Here is a 17,714-nt window from a genome sequence, read left to right on the forward strand (position 1 = left end):
TTCTGAAAAGGATTGTCCCGCCGGACGACAGGATCATGGAGACGCGTGCTTGTCACACCGGTCATGGACGCCCGGCTCGAAGTCCGCCGGCTGACCGATGCGCATCACCGGCTGACCACAGATCTCCCCGTCACGGCTGCCGGGAGCCCGGCATACTGGGTTCTCGTAGTGATCCAGCCAGCGGCGGTAGGCAGGCTCTGACAGCCCACATTTTTCGGCGGCATACCCGGTGGGGTTGTCGAAGTAACGGCGCAGGTCGTTGAATGGCAGGGTCAGATGCCCGACCCCGGCATGGTAGCCAACAAGGAACACTTTCTGGTCCTGCAACTGGCGAACGAGGCTGTCTTCGTCAGGCGCCTGTCTGCGGGCCTCGCCCAGGGCGGACTCCAGTTCCCGGTTAGTCCTGGACTGGCTGTCCAGCTCCCGCTGTTTGCGTTCAAGCTGCTCCCGCAGCAGGACCACTTCCGCCTGGGCGGCCTCCTCCAGGCCCGCCGGTCCCTCGGACACCAGCGTCTGTATCTCTTCCAGTTGCTTGCGCAGTTCACCCACCTGCTGGTCACGGCGCTCAAGACGCTTTTTCAGCTTGCCGGATTCCAGCTTTGCCCGCTCCAGCTGCCTTTCCAGCTCGGCCTTTTCTTCTTGCCAGGCCTGGCGCTCAAGGCGATGTTCGCGCTGCATGGCCGCCAGGGAATCCTGGTGGGCACTCTGCAAGGTCTTGATACGAAGGCGTTGCTCACGAATGATGTGAGCCAGACGATTACGCTGGGCGGTGGCCTCGCGGGCGGCGATGTCCGCATCGGGTTTGCCCAGAGCAGTACGCAGCACGGGGATCGGGTCATCACCACCCCGGGTTTTGCGCTTGTACTTGAGGTGGTTGGCCTCTACGGCCTTGCGGATTGACTGGAAGTGGTTCGAGCCCGGCGTCATGTCCGGGTCCCAGAGTTCGGAACGGAAGCGCTTCTCCGGGCAGAGGCTGCGACAGACCAGGCGGATCGGCCCCGCGCCCATGTCCGGTCCGGCAGAACCATTGCTGGCCAGGGACTCTACCGGAATGTTCCAGTGGCTGTCTGCCCTTCCTTCCTCGTCGAAATAAATGCGGAAGAACACCAACCCACGCACCAGAAGGTCATCACCCAACTGGACGAAGACAGCTCGCACATCGGTATCCGCAAGGTCTGACAACCCGACATAACCGTCGAGAAAGGCATCAAACTCGGTCGCCCGCATCTGCCGGGCCACGTCGATTCCATCCATCAGAAACACTGCAGCGTATCCGTCCTCCGATGGATCGGCTAAAGCCATTCAACGCCTCCACGAGCATTACCTGAGTTACCGACCATGCCGCAAACCAACCGGTCACAACCATACGCCTGGCACTTCAGTGTGCAGGTTGTGACGCATTTTAGCCAGAAGTGTCGTTCTGCGGCAGCACAGATCTGTGCGAATTTGTGACTAAGTGCCGCCCGGCAGGAGTATCACCCCTGCGGGCGGCATCCATCACACTGCAGCCGCGAGACGGCAGCCCTGGTCAATGGCGCGCTTGGCATCCAGTTCCGCCGCCACATCAGCCCCACCGATCAGGTGTACCGGCACCCCGGTCGCCTCAAGCTCCGCCTGCAGCTCCCGCAGGGGCTCCTGGCCGGCGCAGATTACAACGGTATCCACATTCAGCACCCGCTCCTCTTCGGATCCATCCCTGCCGGCCAGCGTCACATGAAGCCCCTCATCATCAATCCGACGGTAGGTAACGCCCGGTACCATGTGCACGCCTTTCATCTTGAGGGCCGATCGGTGAATCCAGCCGGTGGTCTTGCCCAGGCCTTTGCCGACCTTGGAAGCCTTACGCTGAAGCAGCCAGATTTCCCGGGCTGGCGGCGTCACGTCCGGGTCAACCCCTTCAACACCACCCCGGTGCTCGACGGACAGGTCCACGCCCCACTCTTTCATGAACGCATGCTTGTCCAGGGAGACCGACGTGCCCTGATGAACCAGGAACTCGGACACATCAAAGCCGATACCGCCGGCGCCTACGACAGCAACACGCTTACCGACGGGCTTTCGCTCAAGCAGGGCGTCGATGTAACCAATCACCTTCGGGTGGTCGATACCCTCAATTTCCGGGGTACGCGGCTTGATGCCTGTCGCCAGGATAACTTCGTCGAACCCGCCCTGTTTCAGCATTTCCACATCAGCGCGCACGCCCAGCCTGACATCGACACCCAGCTTGTCCAGCATGACCCGGTAGTAGCGCAGGGTCTCGTGGAACTCCTCCTTGCCCGGAATGCGCTTGGCCAGATTGAACTGACCACCAATCTCATCTGCGGAGTCAACCAGTGTCACCTGGTGACCACGCTGGGCCGCTGCCGTGGCAAAGGCCAGGCCGGCAGGGCCCGCGCCAACCACTGCGAGTTTCTTCGGTTGCACGACCGGTGTGTAGTTCAGCTCGGTTTCATAACAGGCACGGGGATTCACCAGACAACTGGTGAGTTTGCCGGAGAAGGTGTGATCCAGACAGGCCTGGTTACAGCCGATGCAGGTGTTGATCTCGTCAGCCCGATCTTCTGCAGCTTTCAGCACCAGGTCGGAGTCCGCCAGGAAAGGCCGTGCCATGGACACCATATCCGCTTCGCCGGAGGCGAGAATCTGCTCAGCCACGTCGGGCATATTGATGCGGTTGGTGGTCACCAGCGGAATCGACACTTCCCGCTTCATGCGGGCGGTCACCTCGGTAAACGCACCCCGGGGTACGGAAGTGGCAATGGTAGGCACACGGGCCTCGTGCCAGCCGATACCGGTATTGATAATGGTTGCACCGGCCTGCTCTATGGCCTTCCCCAGTTGAACCACCTCATCCCAGGTGCTGCCCTCTTCCACCAGGTCCAGCATGGACAGGCGGTAGATAATGATGAAATTCGGGCCGACCTTTTCCCGCACCCGGCGGACAATCTCGATGGGCAGACGGATACGGTTTTCGTAGCTGCCACCCCAGCGGTCAGAACGCTTGTTGGTACGTTCGACGATAAACTGGTTAATGAAGTAGCCCTCTGAACCCATGATCTCGACGCCGTCATAGCCCGCGCGCTGAGCCAGCACTGATGCCGTCACATAGTCGTCGATCTGCTTCTCGATGCCTGCATCGTCCAATTCGTTGGGTGTAAACGGATTGATCGGCGCCTGCACGGCTGAGGGTGCCACCAGCTTCGGATGGTAGGCGTAGCGACCGGCATGGAGGATCTGCATACAGATCTTGCCGTCGGCCTCATGGACCGCCTGGGTAATCACCTTATGCTGGTCGGACTCTTCTTCATTGGTCATCTTGGCCGCACCGGGGCCGACCGAGCCTTCAACATTGGGGCCAATGCCACCGGTCACAATCAGACCGGCACCACCCCGGGCACGCTCGGCATAAAATGCGGCGAGGCGCTCAAAACCATTGGGGCGCTCTTCCAGGCCAAGGTGCATGGAACCCATCAGGGTGCGGTTACGAAGGGTGGTAAACCCCAGGTCCAGGGGTTCAAGAAGATGCGGGTAGCGGGCTTTGCCCGGCTGTGCGGAGGTCGTCATTTCGGGTCTCTCTGTTTCTTTTAATGAAAGGGCCACCCCGCAGTTCGAGGGCCGGTGCCGGGGGTGTTTTTCCGGGACCTTCAAAAACAGGGACGTTTTTGAAGAGCCTCCAGGGATGGATTCACGGCGTGTCCTGGAAAAACACCCCCGGTGGCGGCCCCTGCCCCAAAACCTGCAGTCCTGAAGAAGACGAACTGCGGAGTTGACCTGCTGCGCCAATGCACGACTAAAGTAGAGATTTGCTCACAAGAGCTCAAGAGACGATGAAAGATTTTTGATAAAACAGGAAACGGACCGCTGCCCCACATCGAGCCCGGAACTAACCAAAAAAACCGAGATAAGAACTGGAAAACAAGGAGAGAAAAAATGGCGGAGCGGACGGGACTCGAACCCGCGACCCCCGGCGTGACAGGCCGGTATTCTAACCAGCTGAACTACCGCTCCGCGCTGTGTCGCCACCAACCTGAAACCGAAGGAGGAGATTCCAGTTGAGAAGTCTGCGTGACTGCTCTGTGACAACGAGGGCGCATTATAAAGATGGCGCCCGGCATGTCAACGCTTTTACCGAAAACTTTCGGAAATTAGTTCTCCCGCCCCGGCGGCGCTACCGGCAACGTGAAATAGAACACCGCACCTGCACCCTCAGGGCGCTCAAAACCAATCTCACCACCCTGGGCCTGAATCAGGGACCGGCACAGTGTCAGGCCAATACCCATACCCTCCTTCTTGGTGGTAAAAAACGGCAGGAACAGCTTCTGCTCTGCATCCTCGGGAAGGCCCTCACCATGGTCGCGAACATCAATCCGAACTGTCTGGTCATCCAGCATACGGGCAGCCACCGATACCGGCTCCCGTGAACCGGCACTACGAGTGGATTCCAGTGCGTTACGGATCAGATTCAGGGCCACCTGCTGCACCTGGATGGGATCGGCCACCACATCCGGCACATCCTCAGCCACCCGGATCTCCACACCGCCATCATTGTTACGGGCATCCACCTCCGCAAACTGGCGGGTTTCCTCCAGCAGCCCCCCCACTGAAAGCACCTCCTTGCCGACTGCCGGCTTCCGTACAAAGCCGCGTATGCGCCGCACCACTTCACTGGCGCGATGGGACTGTGCCTCGATTTTTTCCAGGGTCTGGGAGAGCAGTTCCGGGTCCGGCTCATCGGTCCGGAGCATGCGTAGAGTCACGCGGGCATAGTTGGTGATTGCGGTGAGGGGCTGATTCACCTCGTGGGCAAAACCGGCTGCCATCTCGCCCATCGTGGCCATGCGAGAGGCGTGGGCCAGCTGATCTCGCTGCTCCTGAACCAGGTTGCGGGCGTCTTCCAGGGCCTGTTCGCTTTCCAGTTCGGTCGTGATGTCCCGGAAGACCACCACGGCACCGGTGAGCTGACCACCCTCCTTCTTCGGCGTGGCACGATATTCCGCCGGGAAGGCGGAGCCGTCGGCACGGTAAAGGGTAACGTTGCGCTGGTGCTCGGCAATACCCTGGCTGCAGGTCGCCTGCACAGGTAGCAGGCCGGGGTCACCACCTTCTTCCGTTTCCGCGGTATCGGCGCCCTGCCAGAGCTCACCGGAGCAGGGGGCAGGCTGCCGAAAATGAAACTCGAAGAAGTTCTGACCAATCAGCTCTTCCACACTACAACCGCTGATCAGACCCGCCGCTGGATTGGCGAAAGCAATATTGCCCTCGGCGTCCAGGCCGTAGATGCCCTCACTGATGGCGTTGAGAATACGGGTCTGGTCACTCTCAAGCTCCCGGTTACGCTGCTGCAACGCACGCTCAAGGCGGATCACCCGTGCGTGGGTGCCCACCCGGGCAATGACTTCCTGGGCCTGGAAGGGCTTGGAGATATAGTCAGCACCACCAAGGGAGAAACCCCGCAACTTGGCGTCTACATCATCCAGGGCAGACAGGAACACCACAGCGGAATCCGCCGTGGCCGGGTCGGCCTTGAGGCGCTCACAGACCTGGTAACCGTCCAGGTCCGGCATCATGATATCCAGCAGTATGACTTCGGGATGGTGGCGCTGAGCCAGGCTCAGCGCCTTTTCACCGTCGTTGGCGATCAGCAGGCGATAGCCCCGGTCCTTCAGCGTTTCATAAAGGACCTTGAGGTTCTGGGCGTTATCGTCAACGAGTAGCACCGTGGGTTCGGTACTGGCCTGATCAGTCATAGGTTACTGCCGGTTGAAAAGGTACCGGGATGATGGGCGGTATTTCATCCGACGTCGATAAGGTCCTTTACGGACAACACCATGCGTACCAGGTGAGCCAGGGAGTGGGTGCCCATCTTGTGCATCACCCGGGAGCGGTGAATCTCCACGGTGCGCTGGCTGATATCCAGCTCGATGGCGATCACCTTGTTGGCCTGACCGGCGATCATCCGTTCCATGATTTCAGTTTCACGGGGAGTCAGCGTCTTGATCTTGCGAACAATTTCCTGCCGTTCACTGAGGGTTTTCCGCTGTTCCCGGTCCCGCTCGAGGGCGGACTCGATCTTTTCCAGCAGGGCCTCTTCCCGGTATGGCTTCTGGATAAAATCAACAGCCCCCTCCTTCATCGCGTCTACCGCCAGGGGCACGTCCCCGTGGCCGGTCACAAAGATGATGGGCAACAACGAGTGTCGGGCATTGAGCTTTTTCTGCAGCTCCATACCATCCATGCCCGGCATGCGGATATCCAGCACGATACAGCCAGCCATATCCTCCGAATAGTCGCCCAGAAAATCGGTGGCGCTGGGATAGGTTTTTACCTGCTTGCCGTCAGACTTCAGCAGAAGTTCCAGTGAATCGCGTACCGCCTCGTCGTCCTCGACCACATACACGGTTTGCTGGATGTCTGTCATTGTTGTCGCTCCTGTGATGGTTGGCCCTGACACGAAACCGGGCACCTGTCCGAACCGTCCTGCGGATCCGGGACGTATCCGGTAGTTTCCAAAAGGTTAATGGATCGTAGAGTCCTTTGCAGCCCCTGAGTGCGCTTCATGCTCCTGACGCTCATGCTCCCGCATGTCCGCCAGACGCTTTGCAATGGTGGCGAATACGGTGCCCCGCGGGTAGTTACCCTTGCGGTCGGCCCTGCCCGCAGGCTTGCCGAGAAGCAGCTCGATAGCCTCCTCGACGGTATTGACCGAATAAATATGGAACTGCCCTTCCCGGACAGCATTTACAACCCGACTGTCGAGCATCAGATTCTGCACATTGGTGGCGGGAATGATCACTCCCTGGGTTCCCGTGAGGCCCTTTATGACGCAGGTCTCGAAAAACCCTTCCACCTTCTCGTTGGCGCCACCGATGGGCTGGATCTCGCCAAACTGGTTCATCGACCCGGTGATGGCCAGGTCCTGGCGTACCGGAATATCAGAAAGGGCCGACACCAGGGCGCACAGCTCCGCCACCGAAGCGCTGTCACCGTCAACTTCACCATAGTTCTGCTCAAAGGTGAGACTGGCAGACAGGTGCATGGGATCCTTGCGGGCAAACCGCGACGACAGCCAGGCACTGAGTATCATCACCCCCTTCGAGTGGATATTGCCGCCAAGCTTGACGTCCCGCTCGATATCCATCACATCACCGTCACCGTAGTAGCAGGTTGCGGTGACCCGGTTGGACAGACCGAATTCGAAACCGCCGGTGGAAAGAACCGACAACGCATTGACCTGGCCGGTACGCCTGCCCTGGGTCGTTACCAGGGTCGACCCGTCACGAATGGCGTCGTAGAACTGGTCCCGTATCCGGCTGCTGCGGTATCGGGCACTGGTCAGGGCCTGCTCCACATGATCCGCATGGATCAGCCTGGCACCGGACTGGCGGGCCCAGTAGTCCGACTCCCGCAGCAGGTTGGCGATATCCGCCGCGTGCAGTGACAGCCTGGCCTGGTGCTCCGCCGTACGGGAGCTGTATTCGATAATCCTGGCCACCGCCTTGCGATCACAGTGCAGCAGGGACTTTTCATGCACCAGGCTGGCAATGAACTTGGCATACAACACCTGGCTTTCCGGAGTCCGCCGCATTTCGTTCTCGAAGTCGGCGGTTACCCGGAACAGTTCCGCAAACTCCGGATCGTATTCCTGTAGCAGCATCCAGGTTTCCCGGTCACCGAACAGGACGATCTTGACGTCCAGCGGAATCGCTTCCGGCTCCAGGGAGATGGTGCCGGACAGGGTCAGCTCCCGCTCCAGGGAATTGATCATAATGGATTTTCCACGCAAGGCCCGTTTGAGGCCATCCCACACGAAGGGCTGCTCAAGAACCTTGATGGCATCCATCAGCAGATAGCCACCGTTGGCCCGGTGCAGGCTACCCGGACGGATCAGGGAGTAGTCAGTGAATACAGTGCCCTTGAAAGTGACATTCTCCACGTAGCCAAACAGGTTGTGGTAGGTGGGATTGTCTTCCACCACCAAAGGCACCTCATCCGTTTTCTGGTGTACCAGAAGATTAACCAGGTAACGGCGGGGCATTTTCTTGTCCAGGGAGGCATAGGCAATGGCTGCCTGCTCCTCGTTGTCGTCCAGGAAGATGTCCAGGTTTTCCGCCAGGTCCTTGCGCACGGCCTCCAGATAGGCGACCACATCCGGCAGACTCTCGTAGCGGGCCGTCAGCTCATCGATCTGGTGCCCCGAAATCGATTCCAGGGTTTCCTGGTTCAGGGCCTGCTGCTTCTCGGCGTACTCCTGCTCCCAGTCGGCAATCTTGCGAACCGCCTGACGCAGTTTTTTCTCCAGCTTGTTGATGTCGTCTTCAAACTTGTCGCGCTGTGCTTCGGTCAGCTGTGCAAAGGTTTCCGCAGTGTGGGGCTCGTCACCGTTCATGGCGACCAGGCGGTAGCCACCAGGGGTGGTCAGGGTCAGGCTGACCTTTTTGCGTTTTGCCTGGTTAGCCACTTTCTCCAGTTCATCTTCCTGTTTCTTGCCATACTCATTCTTCAGCTGTTCGGCACGTTCAAGGAAGTTGTCGCTATCGAAGGTCTGGGGAATCATCTTCACCAGCCGGGACATGAGCTTTTCCATGTCCTGCTTGAGGTTTGCGCCCTCACCCGCCGGCAGTCGCAACATCCGGGGCACCCTGGGATCGTCGAAATTGGCGACGTAACACCAGTCGTGAATCCGGTGCTCTTCATCGGCGTGGTGTTCCAGGTAACGCAGCATCATGGTGCGCTTGCCAAGACCATTACGACCCACGGCGTAGACGTTATAGCCCCCGTGAGGCATGGATAGCGCAAAGCGGACCGCTTCCTGGGCCCGGTTCTGACCCACGATTTCAGCCAGGGGATCCAGCTGTCGGGTGGTCTTGAAGGGGAGGTCCTTGAGTACGCAAGCCTTGTAAAGCTGATTCAGGGGCAATGCCTTCAATGTAATGTCCTGTTGTTGCCGGTTGGGGTGTCAGGATATGGGCGGAATTTTCCGGCCCCGGAGAACCCGCCATTGTAGGACGTTGGCGAACGACTGTCGCGTTCCGTATAAGAACCGGGGCCGCCTGTGCAGGAACACACAGCTTTGATTAAAGTTTGACCAGAATCCGTCGATAAACCGATTGGAGGCAAAATCCGGAAGAGGCTGAAGCAGGCCGCATTCCGCTGTCGGCCCGGCACGCCGGGAACCTGGCAAGGAGAAGACTTGTGGACATTCTGAAAACGCTGACACATTCGCTTTCAGCGCTGGACCAGATGAAAAGAGCACCGGCAAAAGAGGTCGTGCGGGTAGAAGACGCCCGACCGGTACCGGCCGAAGCTGTTTCCGACCGCCGGATGCAACCGGACCGTCGTCGCCGCCAGTTACCCTTCAAGGGGCCGGACCGGCGGCACAAAGGCAGCCGGCGGAGCCCAAAACTGCTGAACCCGAGGACCCGCCAGCCCGCCGAACTGGAGGATCGCCGGGGCCGCAACATCAGCACCAACGCCTGACCATCAGCAGATGTGGCGCCAATGTAGGGACCGGCAACCAGTCGGGTAACCGCAGACGGTGATCAGAGCAGTCCCGCGTCCAGGCTGGCCGCCAGCGTCATGCCCAGTTCGCGACACTGATCCACAAACTCGTCCCGGAAATCACCCCGGCACAGCAGCGGCTCCTGTACCTGGCGCCAGCGCAGCCCAGTGGTAATACTCTCTATGGCGCGATGGGTGCCGGTACCATCGTGACCAGCACGGATATAAAAGGTAAAGGGCAACCCCTGGGTTTTCTCCAGGCAGGGGTAATAACTGCGATCGAAGAAGTCCTTGAGGGCGCCACTCATATAGCCCAGGTTCTCGGTGGTCCCCAGCAGGAGAGCGTCACACCAGAGTACGTCCTCAGGCCCCGCGTCAAGCGGAGCCAGCACCCGGACCTCCACATTTTCAATGTCCGGGTGACTGGCGCCCTCTGCGACCGCATCCCGCAACCTGCGAGTATTTTGCGAAGGGGCGTGGGCCACGATCAGCAGTTTTCTGGAGTCTTCCATAAGGCGCTCCTGGCCTGCCGGACAATCAGAGCAGTTCGTCGTTGGTTTCTTCCGCCGCTGCTTCGGCAGCAGCTTTCTCCTTGGGCACCGGCTTGGGCATCAGTTTCTCACGGATGCCTGTCTCGATCTCGGTCGCCACTTCAGGGTTTTCTTCAAGGAACTTGGCAGCATTGGCCTTGCCCTGCCCGATTTTGTCACCCTTATAGGCGTACCAGGCACCAGATTTGTCCACAAAGCCTTCTTTCACACCCATGTCGAGCACTTCGGCCATGTGATAGATGCCCTTGCCATACATGATCTGGAATTCAGCCTGCTTGAAGGGGGGCGATACCTTGTTCTTGACCACCTTCACCCGGGTCTCGTTACCCACCACTTCGTCGCCTTCTTTCACCGAGCCGATACGGCGGATATCCAGGCGGACAGAGGCGTAGAACTTGAGGGCGTTACCACCGGTGGTGGTTTCCGGACTGCCGAACATCACGCCGATCTTCATGCGGATCTGGTTGATGAAGACCAACAGACAGTTGGCGTGCTTGACGTTACCGGTCAGCTTGCGCAGTGCCTGTGACATAAGGCGCGCCTGCAGGCCAACGTGGCTGTCGCCCATCTCGCCCTCAATTTCCGCTTTCGGTGTCAGTGCCGCCACCGAGTCGACAATGATCACGTCAACGGCGTTGGAGCGGACCAGCATGTCGGCAATTTCCAGGGCCTGTTCACCGGTGTCCGGCTGGGAAACCAGCAGATCGTCCACGTTAACGCCCAGCTTTTCCGCATACACCGGGTCCAGGGCGTGCTCAGCATCGACAAACGCACAGGTCTTGCCCTGCTTCTGGGCCTCCGCCACCACCTGGAGGGTCAGTGTGGTCTTACCGGAACTCTCCGGACCGTAGATTTCCACAATCCGCCCATAAGGGAGCCCCCCGATGCCCAGCGCCACGTCCAGCCCCAGTGAACCGGTGGAAACCGCCGGGATGGCTTCCCGGGGATGGTCGCCCATTTTCATGACGGCGCCCTTGCCGAACTGGCGTTCGATCTGGCTCAGTGCGGCGTTCAGTGCTTTCTTGCGATTGTCTTCCATCGGTACAGATCCTCAATAAGTCCTGGCCATCTACCCGGGCCGGTTACTGTATACTTGAACAGTATTAAAACACAGTCGCGGCGGCAGACCAACCCCCTTCCAACAAGCCCGCCATAACAGACGACTAAAGCTTCTGAAGATAGTCAAATAACCCCTGCAGGGCATAGACCACGCTCTGGCGGCGCACCGCGTCCCGGTCGCCCTCGAAGTGACAGCGCTGGGCAACAATACCCGTGCCCGGCGCCCCCCAGGCGAACCAGACCGTGCCTACCGGCTTGTCCTCGCTGCCGCCTCCGGGGCCGGCAATACCGCTGGTGGCTATGGCGTAGTGGGCACCGCTGGCACGCACGGCACCTGCCACCATTTGTCGCACCACCGGCTCACTGACAGCGCCATGCTCCGCAAGCACCGCCGACGGAACCTGTAACAGGTCACATTTCATACTGTTGCTGTAAGTGACCAATCCGCCGAGAACATAGGCCGACGACCCGGCCCTGTCAGTGAGCGCCTTGACCAGCCAGCCACCGGTGCAGCTCTCGGCTGTCACGACGGTTTCCCCCCTCAGGGAGAGCAGGTCACCAAGCTGTTGAACCGTTTGTTGAAGGGTTGTTTCCCTGAGCATTCACACGCCTCCTCATTTCATCCGCTGGCCGTTTCTCTTACAATCCGGTGGGCCTGCCCGCACCGGCCCTGGTTCCCGCGTACGCAGACAGAACACTGGCCGGTAATCGTCCGATTCTACACGGGCAGTAACCAGACTCCAGACAGAGACCGCACAACTTTAACCGGACGTTTTCATGTCGGCAGCCCAGAAAGATTATTCCCAGCATACTCCCATGATCCGCCAGTACCTCAAGATCAAGGGCGAGCACCCCAATGAACTGCTGTTCTACCGCATGGGGGACTTCTACGAGCTGTTCTATGACGACGCCAAAAAGGCGGCTGAGCTCATCGACATCACCCTTACGGCCCGGGGCCAGTCCGGGGGCAGCCCCATCCCCATGGCCGGGGTACCTTACCATGCGGCCGAGAACTATATTGCCCGCCTGGTTCGCGCCGGCCAGTCCATCGCCATCTGTGAGCAGATCGGCGACCCGGCCACCGCGAAAGGTCCAGTCGAGCGCAAGGTCGTGCGCATTATTACCCCGGGCACCCTCAGCGACGAGGCGTTTCTGGAAGACCGCAGAGACAACCTGTTGCTGGCGATTCACCACAGCCGCGACGGCTTCGGCATTGCCACCCTGGACATTTCCAGCGGACGCTTTGCCGTTGCAGAGATTGAGGGGGTCGACGCCCTGCAGGAGGAAATCCAGCGAGTGAGCCCGGCGGAGGTACTGATCAGCGAGGACTTCCCCTACCAGGATGTGCTGGAAGGCCTCAATGGCATACGGCGCCAGGGACCCTGGCTGTTTGAGGGCGACACAGCACACCGGTTGCTGACCCAGCAACTGCAGGTTCGGGACCTGACCGGCTTCGGCTGCGAAGACCTGACCCTGGCCATCTGCGCCGCCGGCTGCCTGCTTCAGTATGCCCGTGAAACCCAGCGTACGGCCCTGCCCCATATCCGCAAGCTTACCCGGGAACGCCGGGAAGACGCGGTGGTACTGGACGCCACCAGCCGCCGTAACCTGGAAATCGACACCAACCTGCTGGGCGGCCACCAGCACACCCTGGCCTGGGTAATGGACCGCACCGCGACAGCGATGGGGGCCCGTCAGCTCCGGCGCTGGCTGAACCGGCCATTGCGGGACGCGGAACAGGTGCGCCAGCGTCAGCACGCCGTAGCCGCCCTGCTGGATGGCTTTCACTATGAGCCGGTCCACGAGCTGCTCAAACGGGTGGGTGATATCGAGCGCATTCTCGCACGAGTCGCCCTGCGCTCGGCCCGGCCCCGCGACCTGGCCCGGTTGCGGGACGCCTTCGCCGCCCTGCCAGACCTTCAGCAGGCGCTGACCCCGGTCAACTCCCACCATGTTGTCCGCCTGGCCACCACCATCAGCGAATACCCGGAACTGAGCGACCTGCTGGAGCGGGCGATTAACGACAACCCCCCGGTGGTTATCCGGGACGGGGGCGTGATCCGGGAGGGCTACGATGACGAACTCGATGAGCTCCGCAACATCAGCGAGAACGCCGGCCAGTACCTGCTGGACGTGGAAACCCGTGAACGGGAGCGTACCGGTATCAGCACCCTGAAGGTGGGCTATAACCGGGTTCACGGCTATTACATCGAGATCAGCCGGGCACAGTCTGACCAGGCCCCGGTGGACTACATCCGCCGCCAGACCCTGAAAAACGCCGAACGCTTTATCACACCAGAACTCAAGGAATTCGAGGACAAGGCCCTGAGTGCCAAGAGCCGCGCCCTGGCCCGGGAAAAGGGCCTTTACGACGAACTGCTGGAGCGTCTGGCCGAGCAGCTACCACCACTGCAGGACAGCGCCCAGGCCCTGGCGGAGCTGGATGTGCTGGCGAACTTCGCCGAGCGGGCCACCAGCCTGCGCCTGACCGCCCCTGAATTCCGCGAAGCACCCGGCCTGGATATCGACGCCGGCCGTCATCCGGTGGTGGAACAGCTGCTGGACGAGCCTTTTGTGCCCAACAATGTGCTGATGGACGATCAGCGCCGGATGCTGGTGATCACCGGCCCCAATATGGGCGGCAAGTCCACCTACATGCGCCAGACCGCCCTGATTGCCCTGCTGGCTTACTGCGGCAGCTTTGTTCCTGCTGACCGCGCCGTGCTCGGTCCGGTGGACCGCATTTTCACCCGGATGGGGTCCTCGGACGATATTGCCGGTGGCCGTTCCACCTTCATGGTGGAAATGACCGAAACCGCCAACATCCTCCACAATGCCACTGCCCACAGCCTCGTGCTGATGGACGAAGTGGGCCGGGGCACCAGTACCTTTGATGGCCTGTCACTGGCCTGGGCGACGGCCGAGCACCTGGCCCGGGAGATCGGCTGCTACACCCTGTTCGCCACCCACTATTTTGAGCTGACACAGCTGGCTGACCAGCTCGAGCATGCGGTCAACGTGCACCTGACTGCCACCGAGCACGAAGACAGCATCGTATTCCTGCATACTGTGCATGATGGCCCCGCCAGTCAGAGTTATGGCCTGCAGGTGGCGCAGCTGGCCGGTGTGCCCCACGGCGTGATCCAGCATGCCCGCCAGCAGTTGCAGCGCCTTGAAGGCGAAAGCAGCGGTCCGGTGAGCCTGGCAACGCAGCCGGCTACCGGCAAGCCCCAGCAGCCAGCGGTATCGGATGCGTTTCAGGGTGATATGTTCGCCAGCCTCGAACCCAGCGCTGCAGAGCGGGCACTCGAAGCCCTGGACCCGGACGACCTGACCCCGCGCCAGGCCCTGGAACAGCTCTATGAACTGCGCCGCATGCTGAAGAGCTGAGCGCACTGCTCATAAGGTTATAGCGCCGAGACGCTTGCGGGGCACGCGGCCGCTCCCTACAATATCCGGCGCCGATTATTAACGATCAGAATGAAGGGTGGTAGCAACGCCGCGAAGGTTCGCCCGGGGTAAAGGCGATTGCCGGAAACCACTCCACTGATGAGAAAGACCACCAGACCAGGAATCCGACTATGACCTTTGTGGTTACCGACAACTGCATCAAGTGCAAATACACGGACTGCGTTGAAGTATGTCCGGTTGACTGCTTTTACGAAGGCCCGAACTTTCTGGTAATCGACCCGGACGAGTGTATCGACTGCGCCCTGTGCGAACCGGAGTGCCCTGCCGAGGCGATCTTCTCGGAAGACGAGTTACCGGCAGGCCAGGAACCGTTCATCGAGATCAACGCTGACCTGGCCGGCAAGTGGCCCAACATCACCGAAAAGAAAGACCCGCTGCCGGACGCGGAAGAGTGGGATGGCAAGCCCGACAAGCTGCAATACCTGGAGCGCTGAGCGGACACAGGTATCTCACCGGTCTGCCGGATCCGACCAGTGACATGAGGGGAGCCTACGGGCTCCCCTCATGCATTGAGGCCAGGCCGTCAGTCATCGAAGTTGTGATCTTCCGCCGCCAGCGAGAGGCAAATGCTGCCCGGACCGAGATAGATGCTGCTGGTGATCCCCATCCGCGACAGTAACAGAGTGACACCATTCTCCTCACAGCAATGCCGCAGGCGATCAAGGCCCGGCAGTGCCTCGATTTCGTCCCGGGACATGCCGCAGGAAATCGATACAGTGGGAGTCAGCAGGCCGGCCCTGACACGACGTATCGCGTAGTCCATGACTTTCTCAACAGCGGCATCCATGGAACGGGTCTTTGCCACCGGCCGGGCGACCACACCCCGCCCCCAGATAATCGGTGTAATATTCAGGGCCTTGCCCAGAAACGCCACAACCGCCGACACGCTCTTGTCCCCCCGGCGCCTCGCCCGCTCACGGATATAGTGAAGGTCACGAGGCACCACGCAAGTCCACAGGTTGGCCGAGAATTTCTCCACCTCGTGGCGCAGCGCGTTCTTGCTGAGCCCCTTGCCCAGCAACCCGATCGTATACGCCGCCAGCAGACCCTGACCGGCGAACAGTTGACTGCTGTCGATGACCCGCATGGTGAAGTTTCCCTCAACCCCGGCATTTTCCCGGACACTGCGGGCCTGGGCCATGACCATGTTCATGGCTTCCGTGGCGTTGTTGTAGATCTGACTGCGGGTGCGGTCGACGGTCTCACAGATGGCCACGTCGTAACTGGGAACCACCTTTTCCAGAAACAGGTCCCGGATCTGCGCGGCCGAGAAGGCCTCGGTTTCAGCGTGGTGCCCCTTGTCCAGCAGCCCCTGGCGGTAAAAGTCCTCGGTGGTTTCGGGATTGTGGTCATCCACAAACGTCTGGCCGTCAATGCGGGCCGTCAGTGGCAGAATAAACAGACCGTGCTCGCGGATAAATTCGTGGGGAAGATCGCAGGCGGAATCTACGATAAGGCCGACTTTCATGGTTGCCTCCAGTTACGGGCCCCGTGCGAGTTTTCTGCGCATCTTCAGGGCCCGCTTTTGTTGTTATTGAGGGTGACTCATGCGGGACCATAGCGCACTCTGGCAGAAAATCGAACGGTCGATTGAAAAACTGCAGCAGCATCCCCGGGATTTAACAATGTATTACGCGGATTCGTCATCCGTCCGCCCAGGCGCCCGACCAGCGGTACAGGACAAGTGACAGCACTGCCGTTATACTGCCGCCCCTGCACCAACCGAGGTCAACATGACAAAAAACTTCGATGTGGTCATTGTCGGCGCAGGTGCCGCTGGCCTGATGTGCGCTGCTACTGCGGGTTATCGAGGCCGACGGGTCCTGGTCATCGACCGTGCCGCCATACCGGCCCGCAAGATTCTTATGTCCGGGGGTGGCCGCTGTAACTTCACCAACCTGAACAGTACACCAGCTAACTTCCTGTCCGATAACCCGCATTTCTGCATTTCCGCGCTCAAGCGCTATACACCGCAGGATTTCCTGGAACTGGTGGAGCGCCACGGAATCGAGCATGAAGAGAAGGCGGCTGGTCAGCTGTTCTGCCGGGACAGTGCCAGGGATATCCTCGACATGTTGCTCACGGAATGTGAGTGGGCCGGCACCAAACTGTGGCTGAAAACCACCGTAGACAGGGTGACCCGGACCGGAACAACCTATCGTCTTGGCACCAGCGGGGGCGAGGTGGAGTGCGAATCACTGGTTATTGCCACCGGCGGCCTCTCGATTCCCACCATGGGTGCCACCGGTTTTGGTTACGACATCGCCCGCCAGTTCGGACTGGCGATCCGCCCGACCCGCGCCGGACTGGTTCCGTTTACCCTGACTCCCGAACTGAAGCAGCAGCTGTCCCCCCTGGCTGGCATCAGCTGTCCGGTCGATGTTACCTGTAACGGTGAGCACTTCCGGGAGCCCATGCTGGTAACCCATCGTGGACTGAGTGGTCCGGCCATGTTGCAGATTTCCAGCTTCTGGCATCCCGGTGACCCAATCACCATTGACCTGCTACCGGGCCAGGCCCCCCTGCAGGCCCTGAACCAGCTCAAGTCGGAACGCCCGACCCTGACACTGGACCACTACCTTGCCCGCTCCCTGCCAAAACGCTTTGCCCGGGCCTTTGCGGAGCTGCAGGGCTGGACCGGGCCATTGCAGGGTTATCGCAACAGCGACCTCGAAGCAGTAGCCAATACCCTGTCAGACTGGACCCTGTACCCAGCAGGTACCGAAGGGTACCGGACTGCGGAAGTGACCCTCGGCGGCGTGGACACCCGTCAGCTGTCCTCGAAAACCATGGCAGCAACGGATGTGCCGGGGTTATTCTTCATTGGCGAGGTGGTGGATGTCACCGGCCATCTGGGTGGCCATAATTTCCAGTGGGCCTGGGCCTCCGGTGTTGCAGCCGGGAACATTGCCTGACGATTACCTCTGCCCCTGAAGGCGACGACAGTCACGCATCAGCAACCCCACCATCACTAAATGACCAAAATATGCACATGCGGCTATGTTCGCCCGTGCCAGCTCCCTCCTAGTATCGACTGCAGGCTGAATTTTCAGGCAGCCCACGCCCTGTGCCCTGCCTGTTTCAGCCCCTGTAAAGCGAATAACATGACAACAAGCCCTCACGCTCGCCCAACCG

General features: G+C 60.2%; 13 protein-coding genes and 1 tRNA gene. 4 read left to right on the top strand and 10 right to left on the bottom strand.

All coding sequences use genetic code 11. The features are described 5' to 3' along the window. Positions 1-33: 33 nt before the first annotated feature. From ACESMZ_RS04205 to ACESMZ_RS04230, 6 genes are all read right to left on the bottom strand, one after another. On the bottom strand, positions 34-1,302 hold the full coding sequence (locus ACESMZ_RS04205) for a DNA repair protein (protein ID WP_372957385.1): 1,269 nt from the start codon (positions 1,300-1,302) through the stop codon (positions 34-36). A gap of 195 nt (positions 1,303-1,497) precedes the next feature. Further along, positions 1,498-3,564 (bottom strand): NADPH-dependent 2,4-dienoyl-CoA reductase, encoded by a 2,067-nt coding sequence (locus ACESMZ_RS04210; protein ID WP_372957384.1) that lies wholly within the window; start codon positions 3,562-3,564, stop codon positions 1,498-1,500. Between the two features lie 367 nt (positions 3,565-3,931). Next, positions 3,932-4,008, bottom strand: a tRNA-Asp gene (locus ACESMZ_RS04215). A 137-nt stretch (positions 4,009-4,145) separates the two neighbouring features. Then, positions 4,146-5,747 carry a response regulator gene (locus tag ACESMZ_RS04220; RefSeq protein ID WP_372957383.1) on the bottom strand — a complete coding sequence of 534 codons (1,602 nt, stop codon included), beginning with the start codon at positions 5,745-5,747 and terminating at the stop codon, positions 4,146-4,148. 44 nt (positions 5,748-5,791) lie between these two features. Beyond that, on the bottom strand, positions 5,792-6,418 hold the full coding sequence (gene fixJ / locus ACESMZ_RS04225; protein ID WP_372957382.1) for a response regulator FixJ: 627 nt from the start codon (positions 6,416-6,418) through the stop codon (positions 5,792-5,794). 96 nt (positions 6,419-6,514) lie between these two features. Next, entirely contained in the window at positions 6,515-8,926 is a 2,412-nt protein-coding gene (locus tag ACESMZ_RS04230) for a Lon protease family protein (protein ID WP_372957381.1), read from the bottom strand. A 266-nt stretch (positions 8,927-9,192) separates the two neighbouring features. On the opposite strand from ACESMZ_RS04230, the gene ACESMZ_RS04235 reads away from it, so the two are divergent. Further along, positions 9,193-9,477 carry a hypothetical protein gene (locus tag ACESMZ_RS04235; protein WP_372972250.1) on the top strand — a complete coding sequence of 95 codons (285 nt, stop codon included), beginning with the start codon at positions 9,193-9,195 and terminating at the stop codon, positions 9,475-9,477. Positions 9,478-9,539: 62 nt separating this feature from the next. Here ACESMZ_RS04235 and ACESMZ_RS04240 read toward each other — a convergent pair whose 3' ends face one another. From ACESMZ_RS04240 to ACESMZ_RS04250, 3 genes are all read right to left on the bottom strand, one after another. Further along, on the bottom strand, positions 9,540-10,010 hold the full coding sequence (locus ACESMZ_RS04240) for a flavodoxin family protein (protein WP_372957379.1): 471 nt from the start codon (positions 10,008-10,010) through the stop codon (positions 9,540-9,542). 25 nt (positions 10,011-10,035) lie between these two features. Next, positions 10,036-11,088 carry a recombinase RecA gene (gene recA / locus ACESMZ_RS04245; protein WP_372957378.1) on the bottom strand — a complete coding sequence of 351 codons (1,053 nt, stop codon included), beginning with the start codon at positions 11,086-11,088 and terminating at the stop codon, positions 10,036-10,038. 124 nt (positions 11,089-11,212) lie between these two features. Beyond that, on the bottom strand, positions 11,213-11,710 hold the full coding sequence (locus ACESMZ_RS04250; protein WP_372957377.1) for a CinA family protein: 498 nt from the start codon (positions 11,708-11,710) through the stop codon (positions 11,213-11,215). 175 nt (positions 11,711-11,885) lie between these two features. Between ACESMZ_RS04250 and mutS the strand changes: the two genes are divergently transcribed. Both mutS and fdxA read left to right on the top strand, forming a co-directional pair. Next, positions 11,886-14,498, top strand: coding sequence for a DNA mismatch repair protein MutS (gene mutS / locus ACESMZ_RS04255; protein ID WP_372957376.1), 2,613 nt, complete (start codon positions 11,886-11,888; stop codon positions 14,496-14,498). Positions 14,499-14,689: 191 nt separating this feature from the next. Then, positions 14,690-15,013 (top strand): ferredoxin FdxA, encoded by a 324-nt coding sequence (fdxA, locus tag ACESMZ_RS04260; RefSeq protein ID WP_091849422.1) that lies wholly within the window; start codon positions 14,690-14,692, stop codon positions 15,011-15,013. 89 nt (positions 15,014-15,102) lie between these two features. On the opposite strand, the gene ACESMZ_RS04265 is transcribed toward fdxA, so the two are convergent. Beyond that, positions 15,103-16,047 carry a DegV family protein gene (locus ACESMZ_RS04265; protein WP_372957375.1) on the bottom strand — a complete coding sequence of 315 codons (945 nt, stop codon included), beginning with the start codon at positions 16,045-16,047 and terminating at the stop codon, positions 15,103-15,105. 265 nt (positions 16,048-16,312) lie between these two features. On the opposite strand from ACESMZ_RS04265, the gene ACESMZ_RS04270 reads away from it, so the two are divergent. Further along, positions 16,313-17,494, top strand: coding sequence for an NAD(P)/FAD-dependent oxidoreductase (locus ACESMZ_RS04270; protein ID WP_372957374.1), 1,182 nt, complete (start codon positions 16,313-16,315; stop codon positions 17,492-17,494). Positions 17,495-17,714: the final 220 nt, after the last annotated feature.

The organism is Marinobacter sp. (assembly GCF_041690615.1).
In the GTDB taxonomy this organism is placed as follows: domain Bacteria; phylum Pseudomonadota; class Gammaproteobacteria; order Pseudomonadales; family Oleiphilaceae; genus Marinobacter.